This is a genomic window from Lichenifustis flavocetrariae (assembly GCF_026130545.1).
Classification (GTDB): Bacteria; Pseudomonadota; Alphaproteobacteria; order Rhizobiales; family Beijerinckiaceae; genus Lichenihabitans; species Lichenihabitans flavocetrariae.
This window is the reverse complement of record NZ_JAMOIM010000001.1, coordinates 550752-573340: the sequence shown is the minus strand read 5'-3', so window position 1 is coordinate 573340 and position 22589 is coordinate 550752. Positions and strand designations below refer to the sequence as shown.

Sequence of the window (22589 nt, the reverse complement as noted above, 5' to 3'; positions counted from 1 at the left end):
CATTCGACATGGCTGGCATCGCTCTCGCCCCAAACCAGCGGGTCCTCATCACGGCCGGCGCTTCCGGTATTGGCCGTGCCATCGCGGACCTGTTGATCGAGAATGGCGCGCGTGTCCATGTCTGCGACATCTCCGAAAGCTTCCTGGCGGACTTCCGCCGCGCCCATCCGGGCCACGGCACGAGCATCTGCGACGTGTCGGACGAGGCGCAGGTGGACCAACTCTTCGCCGACGTGCGCGACGGCCTCGGCGGTCTCGATGCCCTGATCAACAATGCCGGCATCGCGGGGCCGACCGGCGGCGTCGACGAGATCGCACCAGCAGACTGGCGACGCACCATCGATATCTGCCTCGTCGGGCAGTTCCTCTGCACCCGCCTCGCTGTGCCGATGCTGAAGGCTGCAGGCGAGGGTGCGATCGTCAACATGTCGTCATCGGCGGGCCGCTTCGGCTATGCCTATCGGACGCCCTATTCGGCCGCGAAATGGGGCGTGATCGGCTTCACCCAGAGCCTCGCCAAGGAACTCGGCCCGTCGAACATCCGGGTGAACGCCATCCTGCCCGGCATCATCACCGGACCACGCATGGAAGGCGTCATCCGCGACCGCGCCGCCCAGGTCGGCGTGCCTTATGAGACGATGGAAAAGGAATATCTGAACCGCATCTCGCTACGCCGGATGACCGGCCCCGAGGACGTGGCCGGCATGGTACTTTTCCTGTTGTCGCCACTCGGCCGCAACATTTCGGGCCAGTCGCTCGGTGTCGACGGCAACGTGGAATCACTGTGAGGCACTTATGAAAACCGCGATCATCGGCGCCGGCTTCGTCGGGCGCGCCTGGGCCATCAGCTTCGCGCGGGCAGGACACGACGTGCGGATCTGGGACGCCAACCCGGCGGCCCCGCATGCGGCACGGGACTTCATCGCCGGCATCCTCCCCGACCTCGAAGCCAATGATCTCCTCAACGGCGGCACCCCGGACGCGCTGCTCGCCCGCCTGAACCCGGTGGCGGACCTCGCCGAGGCCCTGGCCGACGTCGACTACGTCCAGGAGAACACGCCCGAAAGGGTCGAGGTGAAGCGGCAGGTCTTCGCCGATCTCGACCAGCACGCTCCAGAAACGGCGGTGCTCGCGAGCTCCACCTCGGCTCTCCTGCCCTCGTCCTTCGTCGAGCACGTCCCCGGCCGATCGCGCTGCCTCGTCTGCCATCCCATCAACCCACCCTACCTGATCCCCGCGGTCGAGGTGTGCCCATCGCCTTGGACGAAGGCTGAAACGGTGGACAAAGCCGCCGCCTTCCTGCGCAGTTGCGGGCAGGCGCCCCTCGTGATGAAGCGGGAGATCGACGGCTTCATCATGAACCGCCTGCAGGGCGCGCTGCTGGAAGAAGCCTTCCGCCTGGTGGCGGACGGCATCGCGGGTGTGGAGGATATCGACATCGGCCTGCGCGACGGGTTGGCGCTGCGCTGGTCCTTCATGGGTCCCTTCGAGACGATCGACCTCAACGCACCAGGCGGGGTGCGCGACTATGCGGAACGCTACCAGGGCATCTACTCCGGCATCTTTCCTTCCGTGCAGCGCCGCGTCGACTGGACCGGCCCGGTCATGGAGACGGTCGAGGCGACCCGGCGGGCCAAGCTTGGGGCCGACCAGCTCGGCGACCGCCAGATGTGGCGCGACCGCCGCCTGATGGCCCTGCTGGCTCACAAGCGCCGGGCCGCCAACGACATCGGAGAATGAGGAGCCATCATGGCCAGCAAACGCAAAGTCATCATCACCTGCGCGGTCACGGGCGCGATCCACACGCCTTCGATGTCGCCCCACCTTCCCGTCACGCCTGAACAGATCGCCGAAGCCGCGATCGGCGCTGCCGAGGCCGGGGCCGCCATCGTCCACCTGCACGCCCGTAACCCCGAGACCGGCCAGCCAGACCAGAGTCCCGAGGCTTTCGCCAAGTTCCTGCCGGTGGTGAAGAGCCGCTCGAACGTGGTGATCAACCTCACCACGGGCGGCGCGCCCACCATGACCATCGAGGAGCGCGTCCGGCCGGCCGCGACGTTCCGGCCCGAGGTGGCCTCTCTCAACCTCGGCTCCATGAACTTCGGCCTGTTCGGGATGCTCGACCGCTTCAAGGACCTGGAGCACGAATGGGAGCGGACCTACCTGGGCAACAAGGACATCATCTTCCGCAACACGTTCGGACAGATCGAATACATCCTCACGACTTGCGCCGGCAACGACACGCGGTTCGAGTTCGAATGCTACGACACGGCGCATCTTTATAACCTGAAGTATTTCTTCGACCGCGGTCTCGTGAAGGCGCCGCTGTTCATCCAGACCGTGTTCGGCCTGCAGGGCGGCATCGGCGGCCATCCCGACGACGTGCTTCACATGAAGCGCACGGCCGACCGGCTGTTCGGTGACGCTTACCGCTGGTCCGTCCTCGGCGCCGGGCGCAACCAGATGAACATTGCCGCAATGGCGGCCGCGATGGGCGGCAACGTACGGGTCGGGCTCGAGGACTCGCTTTGGGATGGTCCCGGCAAGTTCGCGGAAAGCAACGCCGTCCAGGTGCGGCGCGTCCGCCAGATCATCGAAGGTCTCGGGCTCGAAGTGGCCACCCCGGACGACGCCCGCGAGATGCTGTCGTTGAAAGGCGGTCACGCCGTAGGGTTCTGACGGGCTGCCGAGCGGGGCCATGTAAGCGTGGTCGGTCCTTTCCCCACGGAGCGGCCACGGCGTTCGCTTTTCTCGGAAACGACTTCCGGGCGTCAACCTCGCCTGGCGTGGGGCAGGACAAGAGCGGCAAGGGAGAACGATGTTGCGGATCGAAGTGGTCAATCCCGATCGGGATCAGCTTGGCGAGGGTCCGCTCTGGGACGTCACCGAGCAGGCGCTCTACTGGATCGACAGTTACGGGCCGGCCGTGCATCGCCTCGAAACAAGCGGACGGCGTACCTCCTGGCCGCTGCCCGAGCATGTCGGGTCGATTGCATTGCGTCTGGGCGGCGGTGCCGTCTGCTCGCTTCAGTCCGGGTTCCATGCCCTTGACTTCGAGACCGGCGCCGTGACCCTGTTGGCGCAAGCTTCGCCACCCAATCCGCGCACCCGCATCAATGACGGCAAGGTAGACCGGCAGGGCCGTTTCGTGGCCGGCGCGATGGATTATGAGGAACGCGATCCGATCTGCACGCTGTATCGGCTCGATGCCGATGCTCGCGTGACGCAACTCGATGACGGCATCGTCTGCTCCAATGGTCCTTGCTGGAGCCTCGACGGTACAACCCTCTACTTCGCCGACACGAGCAAGCGGCTGATCTATGCTTACGACTATGAGACCGCGACCGGCAGCGTCTCAAATCGCCGTATATTCGTAGATTTTGCCGCGATGGAATTTCCGGGCTTCCCGGACGGCGCGACCGTCGATGCCGAAGATTGTCTCTGGTCCTGTGAAGTGTATCGTGGCCGGCTGCTGCGCTTCCGGCCAGACGGCACGCTTGACCGGGTCGTCGGCCTGCCGGTCGAAAGCGCCACCTCGATCATGTTCGGCGGTCCGGACCTCGACATCGCCTATGTGACGTCGATGGCGCGCGAAGTCCGGGGCGTGCCGCCGCGTGAGGCCGAAGCCGGCATGCTATTCGCCGTCCATGGCCTCGGCGTCCGGGGCGTGCCTGAACCGCGTTTCGCCGGCTGACAGAAAACAAAGGAGGATTGGCCCATGCGCATTGAGGTTTTGCTGGATGTGAAGACCACGCTCGGCGAAGGGCCGTTGTGGGATGTCGACCAGGAACGGCTCTACTTCATCGATTCCTTCGACGGTCGGGTGTTTCGCACCACCGTCGATGGCGGTGAGTTGCGGGCATGGGACGTGCCCCAGAAGATCGGCTCGATGGCGCTGCGCAAGGACGGCCTCGGCGCCGTCGTCTCGTTGCAGCGCGGCTTCCACCTGCTCGACTTCAAAAGCGGAGACGTGACCCCGATCCACGATCCCGAGCCTGAGTTCACCGACAACCGCATCAACGACGGCAAGGTCGACAAACGCGGTCGCTTCGTCGCCGGTTCGATGGACACGATGGAGCAAGGCGCCAACGGGGGGCTCTACAGTCTGGCGACGGACTTCAAAGTGACGAAGCTCGACTCGAACATCGTCTGCTCAAACGGTCCCTGCTGGAGCCCTGACGGCCGCACCTTCTACTTCGCCGACACATGGTCGGGCGAGATCTGGGCCTACGATTACGATCTCTCGACGGGCGGGGTCAGCAATCGGCGCACGTTCGCAAAAGTGAATACCAGCGGTGGCGGTGCAGCCGACGGCGCGACGGTCGATGCCGAAGGCTGCGTCTGGAGCGCGCTCGTCTATGACGGCAAGCTCGTCCGCTACACTCCCGAGGGACGGGTGGAACGAACCATCGACATGCCTGTCAAAAAGGTGACGAGCGTGATGTTTGGCGGCCCGAACCTCGACATCCTGTTCGTCACCTCAATGGCCAAGCCGCCCCTGCCCCGCTTCCCAGGCGACGGCGTGCTGCGCGGCAGCCTCTTCGCGATCCACGATCTCGGCATTCGCGGCATCCCGGAGCCGCGTTTCGGGGCATAGGCAGCCTCGTCGATGCGACCGCTGGTCTTCGGCGCTATGAACGGCGCCGGAAGGCTCAATGTCGTTCGGAATGGTTGCGAACCAGACAACATCGGCTGACACATAGGGACCGTATCGTCCTTGTCAGCCACCCCCCAAACACCCCAACTGTGCGCCTGTCTCACGCCAGGATGGCGTCGGCTGTACGCAGGCTCAGGGCCATGATGGTCAAGGCTGGATTGGCCGCGAGTGAACTCGGAAAGACCGAGTTGTCGCAAATCCACATGTTGGGGAGGTCGAAGCTTCGCCCGTAGGCGTCCACCACGGCCTCATCGGCGCTCCGTCCCATGCGGCAGGTGCCGATGGTATGCGCAAACCGCCGTGCCGAAACAATACCTTGGGCCCCAGCCGCTTCCCATATCGCAGTCATTGCCGCGATGGCATGCCGATCCATTGCCTGCTCGTTGGCGCCTTGGCTGAACATGATGCGGGCCTTGGGAACGCCGATCGCATCCACCTCGTCCGACAGCGTGAGCCGATTGTCGGCAGCGGGAAGGCACTCGCCGTTCATGCCGATCCCGGCGGCGTAGTTGTAGCGATCGATGGCTTCGACCAGCGGCGATCCCCATAGTCCCGCGCCACGCGCCAGAAGGTTCGCCCAGGTCATCGGCAAGACGCCGAGACTCTGCAGAAGATAGCCGCCTGCGAAATCGGCTTTGTCGGGTCTGATGAAATCCTCGGTGATCAAGGAGGACGGATAACCCTTGTTCATCCGCATCTCAGTCTCGAAGAACCCCCAAACCTGTGTTGCGAGGTGAGCCATGTAGTTTTGCCCGACCTGCCCCGAGCTATTGCCGAGCCCGTTGTGAAGAAGGAGGCGGGGTGTCTCGATGGCGCCGCCGCACAGGATCAGCGCCGCGCAGCGCTGACGTCGGTCGCCGTCGGCCGTTCGATAGACCACGCCGGTGACCCGCCCGGCACGGTCACGCTCGATGGTGTGGACAGTGCTGTCGGGTCGGATTTCGGCACCTGCCTGCACGGCACGCGGCAGATACGTCACGTCCATGCTGGTCTTGGCGCCGTTGAAGCAGCCTTGGTGGCAGGCACCGCAGTTCACGCAGGGGGGACGCTCCGCGCCGCCCGGTGACGCGAACGGCCGTGACAGCACCGCCGCGGGCGCATCCGTGTAGCGGATCCCGGTGCGCTCGCACCCTCTTGCCATCACTTCGGCAGGGGCGTTGCGAGCGACCGGGGCTAGCGGGTAGCGACGGGACGGTTCCCAAGGATAGGACGAGGGACCGGACACGCCGATGAAGGCTTCGACGGCTTCGTAATAGGGGCGTAACTCGTCGAGCGTCAGAAGCCAGTCTTCCCCGACGCCCGACTCTGTCTTCAGCCGGAGATCGCGGGCGTCGGCTCGAGGCACGAAGGCGCCCCAGTGCAGGGTCGAGCCGCCCACGCCGACACCGCTGTTGTTACCCCCAAAGGCTTCCGGCGTGCTGCCTCCGCTCAGGCGCTCGCCCGTCCAGTAAAGATCGATCGACGCGGTCTCGTCGGGCGTGAAATCCGCGGGATCGAGATTGCGTCCGGCTTCCAGCGCGACGACGCGCAGTCCCGCCTCGGCGAGCCGGGCCAGGAGGGGAGCTCCGCCCGCGCCGGTGCCGACAACAACGGCATCCACCACCTCGTCGAGACCGTGGCGGCGCATCCTATCGAGGTTCATTGTGCGGCTGTCCTTGTCGCCACGGGCTCCCAATCTTCCCGGATCCCCTCACCGAAGTGGACGAACCCCTGCGGCCCCGAGGGTTCACCACGATTGGCGATGCCGGAATAGCCGATGCGCGCCATCGTCGCGGGATGCGCCACATAGGCCTGTGTCACAGACGAGCGGACGTCCTCGAACCAGAGCTTCATGGCCGACGAGGTGAGCCCACCCGCCAGGACCTCGTTGTCGATCGCGCCCTCGGCCGCCTGGTTGAGCAGCTTGTCCTGGTCGGCACCGGCCAGATGCTCGAAGCCTCGGCCATGCTGGCTCATAGCGGCATGATCAAGTGTTTCCAGGCCAGCCCGAAGAGCCTCAATGTCGGGCGGCAGAGACGCAAAGCGCCACCCGTCACCCTGCGGGCCGCTCAGCGCCATGAGAAGACGCGCCGCGAGGTCGAGCTTGTGCGGTCCGGTCTGCGGGAGCACGCGGTCGATCACAGCTCTCAGCGTGTCACTGAGAGCGGGCGAGAGAACATTGTCGTCTCCTGGCGGACCCTCGGCACGGCGAAGCAGGACGTCTCTGGTTCGGGCACTGACGCGCGGCGAGGCGATCAATGCCGAATAGGACGCGGCGACGACCGGCTCGCGCGGTTGATCCGACACAAAGGCGATCATCAGCTTCGCGATGTCTTCGGCTCGCTCGAGGGGCAGCAGATGCCCCGCCCCCGGCAACACATGAAGCGTGGCGTCCGCCAGATGCGGGAGCATCGATTCGGCCTGGGACGGGGCCCCGAGCGCCTCATCCCTCTCGCCCGCGACGACCATAGCGGGTATGCCGAGGACGCCAATCCGCGACGACCAATCCTCCCGGCTGCCGCTCGTCAACCAGGCCTTCCAGGCGGCAGGATGGGTGCGCAGGACGTCGTCGACGGCCCGAGCGTGCAGGTGCGGGTCGAGAGGCTCGCCGACATTGTCTTGCACGAAACCATGCGCCTCATCACGGCTCCGCGCCGCGTCTCCCTCGAACCAGCCCAGCATTTGCGAGCGCTTGCTCTCCGTCATGGGTTCGGGTGAAGGTGGAGAGCCGGCCAGCAGAACAAGGCCGCTCATGCCCTCAAGGCGCGGAGCGCCATTCTCGACGGCACGCGCAACAACGCAGGCAACCTTCGCGCCCATGCTGTGTCCTACCAGAAACCATCGCCTCGATCCGACGGCCTTGACGGCCTCCAGAACCACGGCGGCCATCTCGTCCACGCTGTAACCGGACTGTTCACGGGCTTCACCAAAACCCGGCAGGTCCAAGGTTTGCCAGTCGAAGTGTTCGGCTGTCGCGGTGGCGAGGACGCGCCACGTCCGCGCGCTGCCTCCAAGAAAGTGAAGCGCGACGATCAGCGGCTTCTGCGAAAGTTCGGCCGGATTGGGCAACGGGTCACACCAAGTTTGACGAGGTTGTGTCCTGACATAGGGGCAACTCGCGAGAGAGGCATGCGACGGATGAACACGTGACCTCGCGCTCCGGGTCCGCGAAGGCGCGCACTTATGTGGAGGTAGGTAGTAAACTCACCAAGTATTCGACAGACGTGCAGAATGTCTCGGCTACGGCATGAAGCGGAAGGTGATGGCTGCGGTCTGATCTCAACCGGCCTCGAAGAGCGCGCCCGTGGCTGATGCTGCGGGCGTTTTGTCGTTCAGGATCACGTTGACGCAGGTCGCTCCGCATTGCTACCGGGGCTAACCTACCGCCCTGACGCACACGACCGAATCCATGTCCGACGAAATCGCGCAGATCCTGACGATCCAGTTCGAGCTGGACCCGCTCGACACAGTCCACGCCTACCAGCTGCACTACCGGGATCAACTCTGGCGCAAGCCTGCCCTCGTTTCTGTGACGGTATTGCTCGTTCTCGAAGCCATCCTACTGGTGATTGGCTTGCCTGGTGATTGGACGGGGATCGCTGTGGTGCTGCTCGCGTCCGCATTGGGAGGCATCACGGTGCCTCGCCTCATGATCCGCTTTCGGATACCCAGGGCGGCGCGAAAGATCCACGCGCAGCAGAAGGCGCTGCAGCAGCCCATCGATGTCGCGTTCGAGGTGAACGGCCTGCGGTCGACCTCCGAAACCGGAACAACCTTCACGCCTTGGGAGCATTACCGAAAGTTGCGGGAAGACGGGAATGTCATGCTGTTCTACCAGTCGGACGCTCTGTTCCAATTCGTGCCGAAACGGTTCCTGTCTGGCTCTCAGGTTGACGACGTCCGGCGGCTCTTCATGGCTGGGCAGGCTTAGGTTCCACGACACGCTCGGACGAACCGGCAATCACTTCCGGAACTGACGCACGCGACTCAAAGTTTGTCGTGCGTGGCTCTCCGTTACTCGACGGCTTCGATGCAATCGGCCAGCAGTGTATCCCGTCGAGAAGGCGGCTCGGCTCGTTGAAGTCGTGGCGCTCACCCACTACGGTCGCCGCCGTCGATAGCAACCCTGCATCAACTGGCGCTCCAGTATCTGCGACGATGGTCGTTTCGCGGACCATTGGGCGTCGCCCGATGTTTTGACTTCAGGATCCTGAGATGCGCGTGGTTTCGCGGAAGCCGATCCTGGTGACAGGCCTCGGAGTCCTGATTTTGTCCTGCATGGATGCGGCCATGAAATCGGTGTCCGCCGCCTATCCTTTGGCGGAAGTGATCGGGCTCCGCTACGCGGCCGGGATGGCCGTGTCGTTCGCGGTTTTCAGGACAGCCCGGGAAGCCCTGCCTGGCAGCATGGCTCTGAAACGGAATTTCTTGCGTGCCGTCGTCGTGCTGCTCACGGCCGGATCGTTCTTCACGGCCATCGCCCGTCTCCCGCTCGCGGAAGCCATTTCTCTCACGTTTTTGGCACCCTTCTTCACGGCGGCGCTGGGTTATTTCATGCTCGGTCAGCCCGTCGCATCGAAACTGAAGCTCGGCATCGTGTTCGGGCTGGCAGGCGTTGGTATCATCGCCGCCGGCCAGGGCAGCAACGCGGATCATGTGTTCGATCTCGTCGGCGTCGGAGCCGCTCTGTCCTGTGCGTTCTTCTACGCCTTGTCGAACGTCTTGATCAGCCGAACGGGCGGCGCGGATTCGAGCATCACGATCGTCATGCTCTCGAATATCTTCGTGTTCCTGCTCGCCGCCCCCGTCATGATTGCGGGCTGGCAAGCCCCCACGGCGGCGCACGTCGCCATCTTCGTGCTTTCGGGTCTGCTCGGCACCGCTGGCCACCTGTGTCTCGCTTGGTCCTATTCGAGAGCACCGGCTGGAACGTTGGGGACGCTCGAATATTCGGCCTTCGTGTGGGCCTCGCTACTCGGCTTCTTCTATTTTGGTGAGGTGCCGAGCACATTCACGATCCTTGGGGCTCTCGTGATCATCGCAGCCTGCGTGCTGTCGACATGGCATCGCGCCTCGCCAGACGATCAGCCCTTGACGCCGCCGGTCTGACGGCCGGTTGCGTCGGCGGAGCCGCCGGCCAACCTCATTGCTCGTCCGGCAAGGGCGGTACCACGTAGAGGCTTTTCATGCGCTGCAGATCGTCGATCTGTAGGCTATGGCCGGCTGCCGAGTGGGCACGCTGGTCGCAATGGAGGCGGCAGCCGATCCCGATCGGCACCGCGCGATCGGGGCGATCGAGATCGACCCCGTCGAAATAGACCATCACGCCGGCATGGCCGATGTGGGCCGAGACCGATCGAGCAATGCCGCTTCACGCGTTATGGCTCTGGCCGCCCTTGATCACAGCCTTGGCGATAGGGCATTCCGTGCGATCGGACGCGTCGGCGATTTTATACGTAAAAGAGCTGAAGGCGATCGGTGCAACATGGACGCCGCGACGCCGACGCGCGATCTGCTTGGGATCGACGATCCGCTCACGCGCGAGCAGTCCAGGCTTCTGAACCGCCATCGCGCTGGAATGTCCTCATCGATCCCCGCCTTCGGTCCGGCTCGGTCGGCACCGGCGAGCATCTCGGACGAGCAGGTCGTGATCCTCTCAACGCAGATGCGAACGCACTTGGCCGACGCCGATCTGCTTTCCGTCAGCAAGGCCCTTACCTGTTCGCGGGGGCAAGTGCTCCGTCAACGAAGCTAGAGCGCGGCGAACGGCCAAGAAGCGACGCACTTCCGAAGAGTGTCGCGGGTAAGCCCGAGTCTATCCCGAGGAACCCGTCCGTTCGGAATTGGCGCGCTCGAAGAGATTCGAACTCCTGACCCCCAGATTCGTAGTCTTAGACGGCGAAGAAGCAAGAGTGAGCATGAGAATGCGAGAGGACTGACTTTCCTCGCTTTTCTCGTGACACCCTCAGATTTTTGTGAGCAAATCGGAGCAAGAGGCGGCGCACCGTTGCTTCCGATTTGCTTCCGGTTGCCGATGAAGCTGACCAAGGCGAACGTTTCGAGGTTGACCTTTCCGACCGGCAGGGCCGAGCACATCGTCTACGATGACGACCTTGCCGGCTTCGGACTTCGTATGCACCCCGGTGGGCGGCGGACTTGGTTTGTCCAGTACCGGGTTGGGCAGCGACAGCGGCGGCTCAAGATCGGAACCGTCGAGCAGCTCGACGCGGAGAAAGCGCGGGCCCAAGCCAAGGCCATGCTGGCAAAAGTGTCGTTGGGGATCGATCCTGCCCTTGAGACCGAGGTGGCACGTACGCAGGCCGCTGTGACACTGAAGCGAACCGCCGAGGATTACCTCGCCAGGCACGCGGTCAAACGGCTCAAGGCTGGCAGCTTTGCTGAGGTGCAGCGTCACCTTCGGCAGCATTGGAAGCCGCTCGGCGAACGTCCTCTGTCCTCCATCACGCGTGCCCTGGTGTCAGCTCGTCTGGTCGAGATCGCACGTGAAAACGGTCCGTTCGCCGCGAACCGAGCCAGAGCAGCGTTGTCCGCTTTTTTCTCATGGGCGATCGGCGAAGGGTTGGCTGAAAACAATCCCGTCGCCGGCACCAACAAAGCCACCGATGAGGTCACCCGCGATCGAGTGTTGAGCGACGAGGAGCTGATCCTCGTGTGGCGCTGCGCCGGGGTCGGAGACTACGGCGCCATCGTGCGCATGCTGGTGCTCTCAGCCTGCAGACGTGACGAGGTTGGCGGGATGGCCTGGAGCGAACTGCAGGGTAACGTATGGACGATTCCAGGACCGCGCACAAAAAACGGTCTGCCGCACGACGTGCCGCTCTCATTACTCGCTGCCGAGGTGCTGGCCGAGCTTCCGCGGCGTGACGGCCGGGATCTTGTCTTCGGCTCCCGTGCAGGTCCGTTCAGCGGATGGTCTAAGGCGAAAGTGGACCTCGACGCTCGCATGCTCACGGCATTGAAGGCAGAACGGGGCAACAAGGCCATTCTGACACCCTGGCGCCTGCACGATCTCCGCAGGACGACCGCGACCCGTATGGCCGACCTCGGCGTGTTGCCGCATGTGATTGAAGCGGTGCTCAACCACATCAGCGGGCACAGGGCCGGGGTGGCAGGTGTCTACAATCGGGCGACCTATGCGGCCGACAAGCGGGCAGCACTCGCGTTATGGGCCGAGCGGATAGCAAAGCTGACAAGGACAGGGCATGACGTCGAAAGCTGACCGCACCCGCGACGAGGTTGTTGAGCAGATGCGTACGCTCGTCCGGACAGTTCGCGCCGGTGAAACGACGCCGGTCGAAGCCGAAGAGAAATGCGCTCGAGAAGGTCTCCCTCTTCCGCATGAAGGATGGCAGGACCTCCACGACATAACCACGAACAGTGTGTGGTGGCTGCCCTTGGCCTCGTTGTTCTACGCATGGCGTGATCTTGGGCATACGCGGGAGCAGTGGGAGCGGTTCGGCTTCTGGGGACGCGATCTTTGGCGCGATGAGACCGATGAGCGCCAAGTCATGAGCCTTCAAGAGGCAGAGGCGATGCTGAAGTCAGACCTCGCTCAGGGCATCCTGCGGGCGTTCGGCACGGATGCTGAGGGCGTGGTGCGCCCGATCGCTTATGACGCTTGGCGAGAACTTTCGATTGGTCCTGACCGTAGCTTCAATGCGTTCGATGCTGAAGGAACCATCATCTTTGCAGGTGTCTTCGTGCTTCGTCACGAAGTGGTACCGCTGTTGATATCAGAGAAATCTGCTCCTTCAGGGGAGCCATTTACGCGAGGACGTCTCGACGACACGGCGCCAAAGAGACTCGGCGCTGCACAGAAGTATGACTGGCCATCGGCTGCCGGTTTCGCAGCAGCATATGGCATGCATTACGACTATCCACCTGTGAAAGCAGTGTTCGCGGAACGGGTAGGGCTGTGGTTCAAGGGCCAAGGCAAAGTGCCTGACCCCCGTGATCTCGATCGGTTCGTAGCAGAGCTCTACAAAGGGCTGGACCAAAAGCCCGAGAAGTAGTTTTCCGGGATTTCCGAGTTCTTCCGGAGACGTAAAGCGCACTCGAGCGCAAATTTGCGTCTGTAAGCCGCTGCATGTCGTAGTGGTGGAGGACAGAAATGGCGTACCGCTCCAAAAGCAACGCGCCAGAGCCGGTGGTTTTGCCACCGCTGCTTGAGCGCAATCGTTTGCTGAACGTCAAGCAAATGGCGGAGCTGACCGGGTTCAGCATCGCTCACATCCGCCGGCTCTACAGAACCGGCAAATTCCCCGAACCAATTCGCATCGGCGGGCGCGCAGTCGCTTGGCCGGCGCATGTCGCAGCAAAACTCGTTGGCGTGATTGAGGAGGCCGCATAACCGATGACTCAGAAAACACGAAACCCCGCAAGCGGGGTGCGCGTGCAGGGCTTCGACGGAATGGTTTTGCAGGCCTGTTCCAAGATCGAAGATAGCACGTCTGTCCCTGAAATCCAAAAAAAATGGCTGGTCGCCCGCTTCGGCCTCGCTGCTAATCGAGCACGGATCGTCGCAGAACTGGCCTGGGGAGGCGCCCGTGGGTGAGATCTCCTCGTCGGCGACATTGGATCGAGCTTGCGGCCCGATACCGTCCACCTTCGAAGAAGCGCTTCAAGAGCTCGAAGCCGCGCGAACACGCCTTAGCCAGCTCGAGAACACGCTCGCGCCAATCAAAGTCGCCGCACATCATTTGGCGTCTCAGTGACGACGGCACGGCGTTGGGCTCGGCGCCGCGGCGTTCGAAGGGGTGGCAGACTTTTCTTAGATCTCGCCGCCGTTGATGTGCGTAACGATGGGGGCGCGAAATGAGCGTCGAAACCATCGAGCGGCTGCACCGCGATTTCACGGCCGGCGTTGATGAGGCCTGTGCCGCCGGCAAAGGTCCTGAGCACCTCATTGGCTATTTCCGAGCCACCGGCAGAGATTGCGCCCATACGGTCTTTCTCAAGATGATCGCCGAAATGGAGAGCGCGAGTGACACTACAGCCGAAGTAGTATTCGAATGGCTTTCGGAATTTCCGGAGGCGGCCGTAAATTTGTTGGCTACTGGAATCCGCGATAGCTTGGCCCAATTCGGCCTGACAGGAAGCGCTTTCGCCGAGGAAACCGAGTCAGCCGCGGTCACTGAGTTCGCCGAGCGCCTCGATCACCTGTTCGAGGCAAGCCAGCCAGGCGGTTCGGCGTGATCGGCGCGCTCGATCTTCGCCGCGTCGCCCGCATTCTTGGCGGCGAAGTCGTGCGCGGAGCGGTGCTGGCGCCCGGGCCCGGGCACAGCCGCAGCGATCGAAGCCTTTCAGTGCGCTACTCGGTCAACTCGCCCGACGGGTTCATCGTGTTCAGCCATTCGGGGGACGATTTCCGGACCTGCCGGGATTTTGTCCGAGAGCGGCTCGGGCTGCCACAAGGCGTTCGGCGTGAGCGCACAGGGGCTCCGGTCCCGCATGCCGCCGTGCAAGTACAGGACGACGAGGGCCGCATCGAGCGGGCTGTAGCGATCTGGGATGAGGCTCAGGATCCGCGCGGGACGCCAGTGGAGCACTACCTCGTGGGGCGCGCACTCAACCTCGACGCGGCAACAGTTGGCGCGTCGCTGCGCTTTCACCCCGCATGTCCGTGGAAGGAAAAAGCAACCGGCGAGATGCTTCGCGTTCCCGCAATGGTGGCGGCACTCCGCCAAGTCGACACTGATAGGATCACGGCCGTCCACCGGACTCGCCTGTCGGCTGACGGCGTGAAGCTTGGCCGCATGGTGCTTGGTCGCGCGGCAGGGACGGCCATCAAACTCGACCCTGATGACGTTGTGACCACCGGGCTCACCATCGGCGAAGGAATCGAAACGACACTCGCCGCTCGCATGATTAGCTTCCGGCCTGCTTGGGCCATGGGTTCGGCCGGGGCCATCGGGGTTTTCCCGGTGCTGTCGGGGGTCGAGGCGCTGACGGTGCTGGCCGAGCGCGACGAAGCCAGCACCCGCGCGATTGAGCAATGCGCCAGTAGGTGGTTCAAGGCCGGACGGGAGGTGATCGTCGTCGAGCCGCGAATTGGCTCCGACGTGAATGACGCCTTAAGAGGCGTCACATGACGGAAGGGCTCGATCCTGCCGCCTACGTGACAACCCGCCGGTACGAGCCGGAGGACGCCAGCAGGCCGGCCAAGCCGCCTCGCTTCCTTATCGAACCATTGTCGGCCATTCGGCCTGTCTTGACCGGCTCGTGGCTGATCAAGGGACTCCTGCCGTCTCACGGCTTGGCTGTTCTCTACGGAGCGCCAGGTTGTGGCAAGAGTTTCGTGGCTCTCGACATGAGCTTGCATGTAGCGGCCGGCAAGGATTGGGCAGGCCGACGAGTTCGACAAGCGGGCGTGATCTACGTCGCAGCAGAAGGTGGCACAGGCTTTAGGAAACGGGTCGCGGCCGCGCGAGAAGCGCATGACATCCCCATCAGTGCTCCTTTCGGCCTCATCACCGTTGCGCCAAATCTTGGCGTCGAGAAAGGCGATGCCGAGACCTTGATTCGCGAGGTGCGCGAACAATGCGCTGTCCTGAAATTTCAGCCCGGGCTCGTGCTCCTCGACACGCTCGCGCGATCAATCGTCGGCGCCGACGAGTCCAGTTCCAAAGACATGGGCCTGTTTGTCAGCAACGCGGAGGCGATCGGCGCGGATCTCGACGCTTTGGTCGTGCCGATCCACCACACGGGGAAAAGCGGAACCGACCGCGGCATGCGTGGCTCTTCGGCACTCCATGGCGCCACGAACGCCGAGTGGGAAATCCTCTCTGGCGAGGGCGGTAAAACAATCCGAGTGGGGAAGCAAAAGGACGGCGAGGATGATGTTTCCTGGCCATTCCGATTGAGGACCGTCGAGGTTGGTCAGGATGAGGACAACGATCCTGTCACCACCTGCGTAGTCGACCTCTTGGAAACACCGCGACATGTTTCTAGTGCCGTTAAGTCGAAACGAAAGAAGCTCACCGGTCAGGCGTCTGAGTTCGTCAAGGCTGCGTCGATGGCGATTGATGAGGCCGGCGAGGCCGTTCCACATAGCCAGTACGTTCCCTTCAACACAAAGGGCGTTAAACGCCAGACACTTGCACGCTACGCCGACCAACTCGGCTTCCTGGAGGGCATGGCGCCAAAGGTTCGCAACTCCACTCTCAATCGGCACATCAGGACGCTCGCTGGCGACGGGTATCTCGGTCAGTGGGGCAATTGGATTTGGCTGGTAAGCTGATGCTTCGAAACATTGGAAACACTGAGAAACATGGCACCATGTTTCCTGGGTCGGCATCTGATGACCGGCCCGGAAACATGGAAACATGGAAACACACCTCTTTAAGAGGTGTTTCCTTGTTTCCTCCGGGTCGGGTGCCTGCCGTTCATGGTCTGAAAGCTTCCGTGAACAAGCTATCCCGGGCTTGACGCTGATGTGCTGCACACCGAGCCTCAGGGGTCGTGACGGAAGCAGAGCGCCACCTCGCGATGATGCGTGAAGCTGAGAACTTCCCGGCGCCGCGAACCAGCCACACGAACCCGCACAGCCTCATGGGACGAGGATGCGGATGCAAAGCCGGCGGCATAGTCGCTCGTCGCCGAACAGGTTGGCCACTTTTGGCCACTCGTCAGGAAGCCGAGCTCGCGCGACAGTGCGCCTATGACCCATACTGAGATCGACGGCTTCAATGAAGGCCTGGAAGCGGCGCGCATTCTGATCGAACGCACAGCAGCAGCGACGCGGCGTGATCTGCCGCACGCACAGGTCGCCGAGATGATCGATGTGGCGTTCGACGAGCTGAGCGATGGTATTGTGATGCTGAAGCGGTCACCGGATGAGGCGCGGCGGCGGTCGTTCTCGCTGCTGCAAAGCTGATGGACACTGAGGCGTCAGACTTCACCGGTGGCGACCGCGCGAAGGCGACTGCCCTCGGCGGGTCGTTGGCAATGGCGGCGGTCCCAAGCCGTCTGAGTGCCGTGGCGAGACGTTGCGGATTGGCAGCACCAGGGATTCTGGGTCCTTCCTCGGGTTCAAACAGGTCGCGGGTTTATGGTTCCCGGCCTTTGCCTCGCGACAAAGTTTTCAAACAGGGTTCCGCCGCCGCAATGACCGAAAACCATGAAACGACAGTATCGGCCGCGACGTTGGCTTCGTGGCTCGGCCTGTCTGATCGAGCAGTTCGTGATCTGGCAGAGAAGGGCTTCGTCGTTCGAGCCGAGCGTGGCCGCTACGATCTCCAGGCCAGCATCCGCAAGTATGCCAGTCACCTTCGTGACGTGGCAGCCGGCCGGAACGTCGATCCAGCGCTGCATATGAACTTGACCGGGAAGCGGGCTAGTCTCGCCGAAGCGCAAGCCGAGGGCCAGAAAATCAAGAACGCCCAGGCTCGCGGAGAATTGGTCTCGATCGTGGAAGTGGAATCGCGCTGGTCCGACATCATCGCCAAGGCGCGATCCCGCTTTTTGGCACTGCCTCGACGTATCCGCGATGTGCTGCCACAGCTCTCGTCATCCGACGTTCTGAAAATTGACGTCGAGATTCGCAAGGTCCTCACCGAACTTGGATCGTCGAAGGCCACCGAAGTGCCGTCACCTGCCCGACGATAGCGGAAGCCAACCGGCACCAAACCTCGGCCCGATGACCACTTTTGCATAATCGACCCGGTTCGGTGTGCCCCTGATACTCGGGCCCATGCTTGTCGATGTTATCTCCCTCCACGAAAACCTCACGGTCGCCGCCAGTCCTGAACTGAAGGACGCTGTTCGAGCCGCCGCGGCCGCCCAGCGTCAGACGATGGCGGATTATGTGCGCCTCGCCACCGTCGCGGCCCTTGCGCGTGATGGGCGAAGTTTCCCACGCATGCGCGATCACGCCCACCTCGGCCTTACCGCGCCCCGCCGTCCTCCCGCCCATCTGACCCGGAACTGACCGTGCCGAAAACGTCCCAAAATTCAAAAACCACTGACCTCGAATCCGAGTTGGCCGGCCTCCAGCGCCGCCGCTCCTCTCTTCAGGCCCGGCACGATGCGGCGTCCTCTGCATTTCAGACGGCCGCTTCCGCCCGCCGCACGTTGCTGACCGAGCACGACGATCCGCCTGTCAAAGATTTGGCTGCCGCCGATCGTGCCTGTCGTGAAGCGCAAGATGCGATGGCTGCTGCCGCCGACGCTGGGCAGGAAATCCAGGCGCGCCTCGGTGAACTGGGCGCCCGGGTGGCCGCATTGCAACGCGCCGAGCAGCGAGAGGCCGCCGCCGCAGACCTGGAAGCGCAGGCCAAGGCGGTCGACGGCATCGTTGCGCGCGTCGTCAGGATCGCCGCCGACCTCGACCGGGCCCGTCAGGATCTCGCAGCCGCGATCCCGCCTCAGATGGCCGAGTTGTACGATCCTCCCTCGATGGCCGGTTGGAATGGCGAGATGGCGCTTTTGCCGCGCTTCTTCGATGCCCGTCGGCACAGAATCATCGAGACGCCGCTGGACCCTGCCGTGGTTGCGTCACGCCTCGCCGGCCACCTCATCATCACCGCATTGCCGACGCTCGCCGTGGTCGACGCCGAACAAGCTGCGGCCGGTCACATCGCGGGTCAGCACACTCCCGTCCTGGCGCCGCTCGACGGCACTACGGCGCGCACCGCACTGAGCGACCCGATGCGGGCGATTGCGGGGAAGCTGCGAAAGGGCACCGATCGGGCGGAGCCGAAGCTCGACGATGTGAGATATGGCGAGCGCCGCGTGTTCGTGACGGAACCATGCCACTACCGCGATGGGAATCAGCAGCCGCGCATCCTGTCCGCGTGGGTTCACGACATCCCCGCGCCAGTGGCTGACATTCTGATGGAGTCTGGTCTCGCGCTTGATCCCGATTCTGACGAGGGTCAAGCCGCGGTAGAAGCCGTCCGCGAGCGCGCGGCGACCAGGGTCACTCAAGGTGACCCGCTCGATCTTCACAACACGCGCGACCTCGGTGTGGATCTGGAAGCGTGGCGCCATGCCGAATGGCAGCGGCGCCGCGCGGAGTGGCTGGCCGATCGGCCGCAGATCGCGGCGTAGGGAGGGCGGCATGACGAGCTCGCCTCACCCAGACGACTCCCGCGATCCCGCCCTGTTGGCGGATCTATGCATCGATGCTGAGCAGCCGATGATGATCGCGACGCTGATCCGAGAGAACGCGACCGTGGCCCAGGCGCGAACCCGTCTTGACGTGCTCGCGACGCTGCGGCCGACAATGGCGATGGTCGAGCACCGGCCCGGGATCACGGCGGAAATCAAGGATCGCGTGCTCTCTGGTCGCCTGTCGATTGCCCAGGCGCGCACCGCAATCTTCGATGCAATGGCCGATGCCGATGAGGCGAACCTGGTCGACAACAAGAAGCCGACCGGCAATGGCGCACCCGACGGTCGGACTCTCATGCGGGAAAGCATGCTGAAGCAGATCGAGGAGAAGCACGGTCCCGAAGCCGCTGCCAAGGCCAGAGCAAAACTCAATGAAAGGAAATGAGCATGAGCGCACACAACACCCGACCTATGGCGATCATCGGCGGCCGCCCCTATCCGATCACCGCCGCGCAATTTGCGCTCGGCCGTGCCGGCAAGCCAATGGGGCACATCCCCGGGTACGACACGCCTGTTCCGGTCGCCGCAGCACCGCGCGCTGCCGCGCCAAAGCCTGCCGCTCAAGATCCTGCCGAAGTGACGCGCAAAGCGCGGGCGTTCGACGTGATGATGGCCGATCACGGCCGAAAACTGAGCCATGACGACATGCTTGCCCAGGTTCGGCGCTCCGGTATCGATCCGAAGGCCAGCACACTTCCGAGTGCCGCTCCGAAGTCTGACGCTCTCGACGGCCGCGCCATGAGCCGCGCGAACATGGAGAGGATGCTCCGCGCCCACGGCCAGGAACCGGTCAAGCGCTGATGGGCGAAGTCGTCCAGCTTCGGCCAGATCCCAAGCGGCAGGCTTACGAGGCCAAAATCCGCGAAATCTGCCACCTCGCCCACATGCCGATCGAGCAGGCCGACGTCTACATTCGCAGGAACACGCCCCGTGAAGTCGTCATGTCCGACGCCGTGAAGGCTGTTTTCGGCCAGCGCCTCCCTTGTGACAATCTACGCCACATGCACCGCCTGACCGGCCCGGCCGGATCGCAGCGCCGTGGTTTGCCGAAGAACCTCAGCAGGTACCCCGGGCCGCGATGAAGTTTCCAGAATCCGCGTGCTCTTCCTCGGGCGCGGGTGACCAAGTCGGCGAGTGGTCCAAAACCCCGACAGCCGGCGGCCTCTTCTCCGAGGCGTGGCCGGCACTTTCCAATGGAGATCGACACCGTGATCACGCCCGATTCTGTCAGAAATGCCGTCGCGACTGGAGACCTGCCTGCGCTGCGCGCCGCCTTCGACGGCTTCTTGGCTTTCCCCGATGAAGCCACGCTCGACGGCTTTGCCGATGTCCCAGCCATCGTAGCTTCGTTCGATGCGGTCATCGGTGTTCTACGCCACGATTTCGAGGTGATGCCCGAAGCGACGCTCGAGCGCATGAGCCGTTGCTCAGCCGAGGGACACGGCGGTCTGATCGGCGTTCGATACAGCGACGGCGCTCAGGCAGCGATCCGCGCCATCATGTATTTCGCCGAGCGTTTTGCCGGGAAGCACGCTTTCGCCTGAGCACACCAATGCGCTGGGGCCTCCTTGAGGGTGCCGCCGGGCCGCCCGACAGCAGCAAGCCAGCCTCCGCGGCTCAGCGCACCCTCACGGGTCACCGCGGATAAGGCCGGCACGATCCGGCATCAATTCCGAGCGGCTGAACCGCTCCATTCGGCTGGCCTCGTGCCAGTCTTTCCTGCCCGAAGAAGGGGGTGAGCGTGGCTCAAGTCTCAGATACGCGCATTGTCGAAGCGCTCGACACGATGCAGACCGGCCTCGACCTTCTTCGAGCCGCTTTGAACGCCGCCGCGCCGGAACCATCCGACAAACTCGTCACCATCAAACACGCGGCCCGCGTGCTTGGCGTGAGCGAACGGACGGTGCGACGGCGCGCGAGCGATGGAGCCGGGGTCATGGTCGGCGGCGTGTGGCGCATCGCGATTGAGGCGTTGGTGCGCCGCCGGCCCGTCGCGCCCCATCGTTGAAGATGCTGGATTGCGGTCCGTCCGGCCGCTCTCTTTTTTGGATCGTTCGTTAACCTATCCTGAGGTTTGCTGTCCCCCGCTAGCAGCAAAGAACCTCTCCGCAACCTTTTTGATTAGTCCTGTGAGCAGAACGGTGCGCGGGCCGCCATCGTTGCTAGGAGCATGCCTTGGTTGCAAAAGCACCGATTCCCTCGGACGAGGCCGCGCGCCTGGAGGCGTTGCACAGCTACAGCATCTTAGACACGCAGCCTGATGCCCGATTTGATCTGTTCACGCGATTGAGCACTTGGCTCTACAACGTGCCAATTTCTGCGATCAATTTCGTTGATGCCGATCGCACATGTTTCAAGTCCCTCATCGGACTTCCCCTGTACACACCAAAGCGCATCACTTCGATCTGCGCGCATGCAATCGAAGCTGATAACGACATCATGGTGGTTTCCGACCTGTCGCAGGACGACCGATTCAAGGACCATCCCCTCGTCGAGAATGGCGTCCGTTTCTATGCAGGAGCTATCCTGAGATCAAGTTCCAATCATGCGATCGGGACACTCTGCATCGGCGACGTAAAAGCCCGCACCCTCTCGCACGAAGAACGAAGCCGTCTCAAGGAGATGGCCAGAGGCGTCGCGGCCGTGCTTGAGTTGCACAAAAATGGATTGGCTCTGCTGGAAGCGGCTTCAATCGACTCGCTGACCGGGCTTTGCAATCGCCGTCTGTTGATGGAAAAATTGAAGGCTGCCGTCCTGGCAGCGGAGTTGGAGCGCCCGTGCACTTTGCTTTATCTAGATCTTGATCGCTTCAAGGCCGTGAACGACCGGTTCGGGCATCCGGGGGGCGACGCTCTCCTTTGCGAGGTTGCCCGCCGCCTAGAGAGTGCCGTCCGCGAAACCGACCTTGTGGCTCGTGTCGCGGGAGATGAATTTGCGATTCTACTCAGCCCTAATTCTACGGTGAAGTGCGCCGAGGATATTGCGTGTAGCGTGTTTGCGGCGTTCGCTGAGCCGTTCGCGGTTGACGGGACCATCGTGCCCATCAAGAGCTCGATCGGCATTGCCTCAGTCCCCTTCCATGCCTCCGACCCGACCAGTCTGATCCGCTGCGCCGACCTCGCCTTATATCAAGCAAAGCAGGCCGGCGGAAATCTCTCCCGGACGTTCGTATCGCATGCAACGAACACGATCGAGCAAAACGGCTAAGCGGGGCGGAGTTTAAGCCTCAGCGGCAGCGGTTCTCAGTCCTGGGACGCTGTCCTCAGGTCGTAGAAGTGCCACCTGCGAGCCACGCTTCGGTGTTTGCTTCCGCTGGCTTGATCGCCGCCCAAAGCCTCGATCGGCCCGCGGGGCCGGACGTGGGCTCGACTTCCAACCTCTTGTGCCACTATTCCGATGCGGCAAGATACTCATCAGGCCGCAACCCTACGCCGGGCGTGTCCGCGTCCTGCGCCCGGTGTCTCACCTCTCTGGAATTCGGCCATCGCGCTCACAGACATCGCGACCACATGCGGGAAGCACGGCTTCGTCGGCGCTTGATCTCGGCCGCGACATCGTGCCAGTGCCCGTCACCGGTTGCCTCCAAGTCGCCCTTCGCGCCTGCCATCGCAGCGGCGAGAGCTCGATACGGATTGGCAGCCATAAGCCGATCCGCGTCCGCCTTGACGGCTGGCAAGATCATCCAGAGCCAGATCGTGTGCAGCATGCGGGCCCGGCCATGTAGCGATCACGGTATTATGGACCATCGCCACTAACTTTTGATGTGATGGATCGCCACATCGCTGGCCGCGCCGGTGGCTCACGCTGCAGCAACACGATC

At 63.2% G+C, this 22589-nt stretch carries 28 protein-coding genes; 24 read left to right on the top strand and 4 right to left on the bottom strand.

All coding sequences use genetic code 11. The features are described 5' to 3' along the window. Nucleotides 1-8 precede the first annotated feature (8 nt). The 5 genes from M8523_RS02650 to M8523_RS02630 all read left to right on the top strand — a co-directional run bounded on the left by M8523_RS02650 (nucleotide 9) and on the right by M8523_RS02630 (nucleotide 4597). Complete coding sequence (locus M8523_RS02650) at nucleotides 9-788, top strand: SDR family oxidoreductase (RefSeq protein ID WP_282583257.1); 780 nt, start codon at nucleotides 9-11, stop codon at nucleotides 786-788. A 7-nt stretch (nucleotides 789-795) separates the two neighbouring features. Then, nucleotides 796-1740 carry a 3-hydroxyacyl-CoA dehydrogenase gene (locus M8523_RS02645; RefSeq protein ID WP_282583256.1) on the top strand — a complete coding sequence of 315 codons (945 nt, stop codon included), beginning with the start codon at nucleotides 796-798 and terminating at the stop codon, nucleotides 1738-1740. 9 nt (nucleotides 1741-1749) lie between these two features. After that, nucleotides 1750-2679 (top strand): 3,5-dioxohexanoate:acetyl-CoA acetone transferase, encoded by a 930-nt coding sequence (gene kce / locus M8523_RS02640; protein WP_282583255.1) that lies wholly within the window; start codon nucleotides 1750-1752, stop codon nucleotides 2677-2679. A 139-nt stretch (nucleotides 2680-2818) separates the two neighbouring features. Further along, complete coding sequence (locus M8523_RS02635; RefSeq protein ID WP_282583254.1) at nucleotides 2819-3694, top strand: SMP-30/gluconolactonase/LRE family protein; 876 nt, start codon at nucleotides 2819-2821, stop codon at nucleotides 3692-3694. A 24-nt stretch (nucleotides 3695-3718) separates the two neighbouring features. Continuing rightward, nucleotides 3719-4597 carry an SMP-30/gluconolactonase/LRE family protein gene (locus M8523_RS02630; RefSeq protein ID WP_282583253.1) on the top strand — a complete coding sequence of 293 codons (879 nt, stop codon included), beginning with the start codon at nucleotides 3719-3721 and terminating at the stop codon, nucleotides 4595-4597. A 160-nt stretch (nucleotides 4598-4757) separates the two neighbouring features. Here M8523_RS02630 and M8523_RS02625 read toward each other — a convergent pair whose 3' ends face one another. Continuing rightward, nucleotides 4758-6299 carry a GMC family oxidoreductase gene (locus tag M8523_RS02625; protein WP_282583252.1) on the bottom strand — a complete coding sequence of 514 codons (1542 nt, stop codon included), beginning with the start codon at nucleotides 6297-6299 and terminating at the stop codon, nucleotides 4758-4760. Continuing rightward, a complete protein-coding gene (locus tag M8523_RS02620) occupies nucleotides 6296-7705 on the bottom strand; it encodes an alpha/beta hydrolase (RefSeq protein ID WP_282583251.1) in 1410 nt (469 codons plus the stop codon). Before M8523_RS02620 ends, M8523_RS02625 begins: the two co-directional genes overlap by 4 nt. A gap of 340 nt (nucleotides 7706-8045) precedes the next feature. Here M8523_RS02620 and M8523_RS02615 point away from each other — a divergent pair, with 340 nt between their 5' ends. Next, nucleotides 8046-8567: a YcxB family protein gene (locus M8523_RS02615; RefSeq protein ID WP_282583250.1), complete on the top strand. Its 522-nt coding sequence runs from the start codon at nucleotides 8046-8048 to the stop codon at nucleotides 8565-8567. Nucleotides 8568-8851: 284 nt separating this feature from the next. Next, a complete protein-coding gene (locus tag M8523_RS02610; RefSeq protein WP_282583249.1) occupies nucleotides 8852-9745 on the top strand; it encodes a DMT family transporter in 894 nt (297 codons plus the stop codon). A 34-nt stretch (nucleotides 9746-9779) separates the two neighbouring features. Here M8523_RS02610 and M8523_RS02605 read toward each other — a convergent pair whose 3' ends face one another. Then, on the bottom strand, nucleotides 9780-9977 hold the full coding sequence (locus M8523_RS02605; RefSeq protein ID WP_282583425.1) for a short-chain fatty acyl-CoA regulator family protein: 198 nt from the start codon (nucleotides 9975-9977) through the stop codon (nucleotides 9780-9782). Nucleotides 9978-10007: 30 nt separating this feature from the next. Further along, entirely contained in the window at nucleotides 10008-10205 is a 198-nt protein-coding gene (locus M8523_RS02600; RefSeq protein WP_282583248.1) for a hypothetical protein, read from the bottom strand. A 465-nt stretch (nucleotides 10206-10670) separates the two neighbouring features. Here M8523_RS02600 and M8523_RS02595 point away from each other — a divergent pair, with 465 nt between their 5' ends. From M8523_RS02595 to M8523_RS02515, 17 genes are all read left to right on the top strand, one after another. Next, a complete protein-coding gene (locus M8523_RS02595; protein WP_282583247.1) occupies nucleotides 10671-11876 on the top strand; it encodes a tyrosine-type recombinase/integrase in 1206 nt (401 codons plus the stop codon). Next, nucleotides 11860-12669: a hypothetical protein gene (locus M8523_RS02590; RefSeq protein WP_282583246.1), complete on the top strand. Its 810-nt coding sequence runs from the start codon at nucleotides 11860-11862 to the stop codon at nucleotides 12667-12669. The genes M8523_RS02595 and M8523_RS02590 overlap by 17 nt, the downstream gene beginning before the upstream one ends. A gap of 98 nt (nucleotides 12670-12767) precedes the next feature. Next, entirely contained in the window at nucleotides 12768-13007 is a 240-nt protein-coding gene (locus M8523_RS02585; RefSeq protein WP_282583245.1) for a helix-turn-helix transcriptional regulator, read from the top strand. Nucleotides 13008-13010: 3 nt separating this feature from the next. Continuing rightward, a complete protein-coding gene (locus M8523_RS02580; protein WP_282583244.1) occupies nucleotides 13011-13211 on the top strand; it encodes a hypothetical protein in 201 nt (66 codons plus the stop codon). A 260-nt stretch (nucleotides 13212-13471) separates the two neighbouring features. After that, nucleotides 13472-13852 (top strand): hypothetical protein, encoded by a 381-nt coding sequence (locus tag M8523_RS02575; RefSeq protein ID WP_282583243.1) that lies wholly within the window; start codon nucleotides 13472-13474, stop codon nucleotides 13850-13852. Next, nucleotides 13849-14748, top strand: a complete 900-nt coding sequence (locus M8523_RS02570; protein ID WP_282583242.1) for a DUF7146 domain-containing protein — start codon at nucleotides 13849-13851, stop codon at nucleotides 14746-14748. The genes M8523_RS02575 and M8523_RS02570 overlap by 4 nt, the downstream gene beginning before the upstream one ends. After that, entirely contained in the window at nucleotides 14745-15896 is a 1152-nt protein-coding gene (locus M8523_RS02565; protein ID WP_282583241.1) for a helicase RepA family protein, read from the top strand. Before M8523_RS02570 ends, M8523_RS02565 begins: the two co-directional genes overlap by 4 nt. A gap of 420 nt (nucleotides 15897-16316) precedes the next feature. Then, nucleotides 16317-16532, top strand: coding sequence for a hypothetical protein (locus M8523_RS02560; protein ID WP_282583240.1), 216 nt, complete (start codon nucleotides 16317-16319; stop codon nucleotides 16530-16532). Nucleotides 16533-16762: 230 nt separating this feature from the next. Then, a complete protein-coding gene (locus M8523_RS02555) occupies nucleotides 16763-17263 on the top strand; it encodes a hypothetical protein (RefSeq protein WP_282583239.1) in 501 nt (166 codons plus the stop codon). Nucleotides 17264-17348: 85 nt separating this feature from the next. Beyond that, on the top strand, nucleotides 17349-17585 hold the full coding sequence (locus M8523_RS02550) for a hypothetical protein (RefSeq protein ID WP_282583238.1): 237 nt from the start codon (nucleotides 17349-17351) through the stop codon (nucleotides 17583-17585). A gap of 2 nt (nucleotides 17586-17587) precedes the next feature. Beyond that, nucleotides 17588-18706 carry a hypothetical protein gene (locus M8523_RS02545; protein WP_282583237.1) on the top strand — a complete coding sequence of 373 codons (1119 nt, stop codon included), beginning with the start codon at nucleotides 17588-17590 and terminating at the stop codon, nucleotides 18704-18706. Between the two features lie 10 nt (nucleotides 18707-18716). Beyond that, complete coding sequence (locus M8523_RS02540; RefSeq protein WP_282583236.1) at nucleotides 18717-19154, top strand: hypothetical protein; 438 nt, start codon at nucleotides 18717-18719, stop codon at nucleotides 19152-19154. A gap of 2 nt (nucleotides 19155-19156) precedes the next feature. After that, nucleotides 19157-19570 (top strand): hypothetical protein, encoded by a 414-nt coding sequence (locus M8523_RS02535; RefSeq protein ID WP_282583235.1) that lies wholly within the window; start codon nucleotides 19157-19159, stop codon nucleotides 19568-19570. Next, on the top strand, nucleotides 19570-19851 hold the full coding sequence (locus M8523_RS02530) for a hypothetical protein (RefSeq protein ID WP_282583234.1): 282 nt from the start codon (nucleotides 19570-19572) through the stop codon (nucleotides 19849-19851). Before M8523_RS02535 ends, M8523_RS02530 begins: the two co-directional genes overlap by 1 nt. Nucleotides 19852-19962: 111 nt before the next feature. Further along, nucleotides 19963-20313 (top strand): hypothetical protein, encoded by a 351-nt coding sequence (locus tag M8523_RS02525; RefSeq protein ID WP_282583233.1) that lies wholly within the window; start codon nucleotides 19963-19965, stop codon nucleotides 20311-20313. 197 nt (nucleotides 20314-20510) lie between these two features. Beyond that, the gene (locus M8523_RS02520; RefSeq protein ID WP_282583232.1) at nucleotides 20511-20777 is read left to right on the top strand and encodes a helix-turn-helix domain-containing protein; all 267 of its coding nucleotides are present in this window, start codon (nucleotides 20511-20513) and stop codon (nucleotides 20775-20777) included. 167 nt (nucleotides 20778-20944) lie between these two features. After that, nucleotides 20945-21976: a diguanylate cyclase domain-containing protein gene (locus M8523_RS02515; RefSeq protein ID WP_282583231.1), complete on the top strand. Its 1032-nt coding sequence runs from the start codon at nucleotides 20945-20947 to the stop codon at nucleotides 21974-21976. Nucleotides 21977-22589: the final 613 nt, after the last annotated feature.

Bases quoted from the DNA above. Each gene is read 5' to 3' on its own strand.
- M8523_RS02650 (WP_282583257.1), top strand. From the start codon at position 9: ATGGCTGGCATCGCTCTCGCCCCAAACCAGCGGGTCCTCATCACGGCC.
- M8523_RS02645 (WP_282583256.1), top strand. From the start codon at position 796: ATGAAAACCGCGATCATCGGCGCCGGCTTCGTCGGGCGCGCCTGGGCC.
- kce (WP_282583255.1), top strand. From the start codon at position 1,750: ATGGCCAGCAAACGCAAAGTCATCATCACCTGCGCGGTCACGGGCGCG.
- M8523_RS02635 (WP_282583254.1), top strand. From the start codon at position 2,819: ATGTTGCGGATCGAAGTGGTCAATCCCGATCGGGATCAGCTTGGCGAG.
- M8523_RS02630 (WP_282583253.1), top strand. From the start codon at position 3,719: ATGCGCATTGAGGTTTTGCTGGATGTGAAGACCACGCTCGGCGAAGGG.
- M8523_RS02625 (WP_282583252.1), bottom strand. From the start codon at position 6,299: ATGAACCTCGATAGGATGCGCCGCCACGGTCTCGACGAGGTGGTGGAT.
- M8523_RS02615 (WP_282583250.1), top strand. From the start codon at position 8,046: ATGTCCGACGAAATCGCGCAGATCCTGACGATCCAGTTCGAGCTGGAC.
- M8523_RS02610 (WP_282583249.1), top strand. From the start codon at position 8,852: ATGCGCGTGGTTTCGCGGAAGCCGATCCTGGTGACAGGCCTCGGAGTC.
- M8523_RS02600 (WP_282583248.1), bottom strand. From the start codon at position 10,205: ATGGCGGTTCAGAAGCCTGGACTGCTCGCGCGTGAGCGGATCGTCGAT.
- M8523_RS02595 (WP_282583247.1), top strand. From the start codon at position 10,671: ATGAAGCTGACCAAGGCGAACGTTTCGAGGTTGACCTTTCCGACCGGC.
- M8523_RS02590 (WP_282583246.1), top strand. From the start codon at position 11,860: ATGACGTCGAAAGCTGACCGCACCCGCGACGAGGTTGTTGAGCAGATG.
- M8523_RS02585 (WP_282583245.1), top strand. From the start codon at position 12,768: ATGGCGTACCGCTCCAAAAGCAACGCGCCAGAGCCGGTGGTTTTGCCA.
- M8523_RS02580 (WP_282583244.1), top strand. From the start codon at position 13,011: ATGACTCAGAAAACACGAAACCCCGCAAGCGGGGTGCGCGTGCAGGGC.
- M8523_RS02575 (WP_282583243.1), top strand. From the start codon at position 13,472: ATGAGCGTCGAAACCATCGAGCGGCTGCACCGCGATTTCACGGCCGGC.
- M8523_RS02565 (WP_282583241.1), top strand. From the start codon at position 14,745: ATGACGGAAGGGCTCGATCCTGCCGCCTACGTGACAACCCGCCGGTAC.
- M8523_RS02560 (WP_282583240.1), top strand. From the start codon at position 16,317: ATGACCCATACTGAGATCGACGGCTTCAATGAAGGCCTGGAAGCGGCG.
- M8523_RS02555 (WP_282583239.1), top strand. From the start codon at position 16,763: ATGACCGAAAACCATGAAACGACAGTATCGGCCGCGACGTTGGCTTCG.
- M8523_RS02550 (WP_282583238.1), top strand. From the start codon at position 17,349: ATGCTTGTCGATGTTATCTCCCTCCACGAAAACCTCACGGTCGCCGCC.
- M8523_RS02540 (WP_282583236.1), top strand. From the start codon at position 18,717: ATGACGAGCTCGCCTCACCCAGACGACTCCCGCGATCCCGCCCTGTTG.
- M8523_RS02535 (WP_282583235.1), top strand. From the start codon at position 19,157: ATGAGCGCACACAACACCCGACCTATGGCGATCATCGGCGGCCGCCCC.
- M8523_RS02530 (WP_282583234.1), top strand. From the start codon at position 19,570: ATGGGCGAAGTCGTCCAGCTTCGGCCAGATCCCAAGCGGCAGGCTTAC.
- M8523_RS02525 (WP_282583233.1), top strand. From the start codon at position 19,963: ATGGAGATCGACACCGTGATCACGCCCGATTCTGTCAGAAATGCCGTC.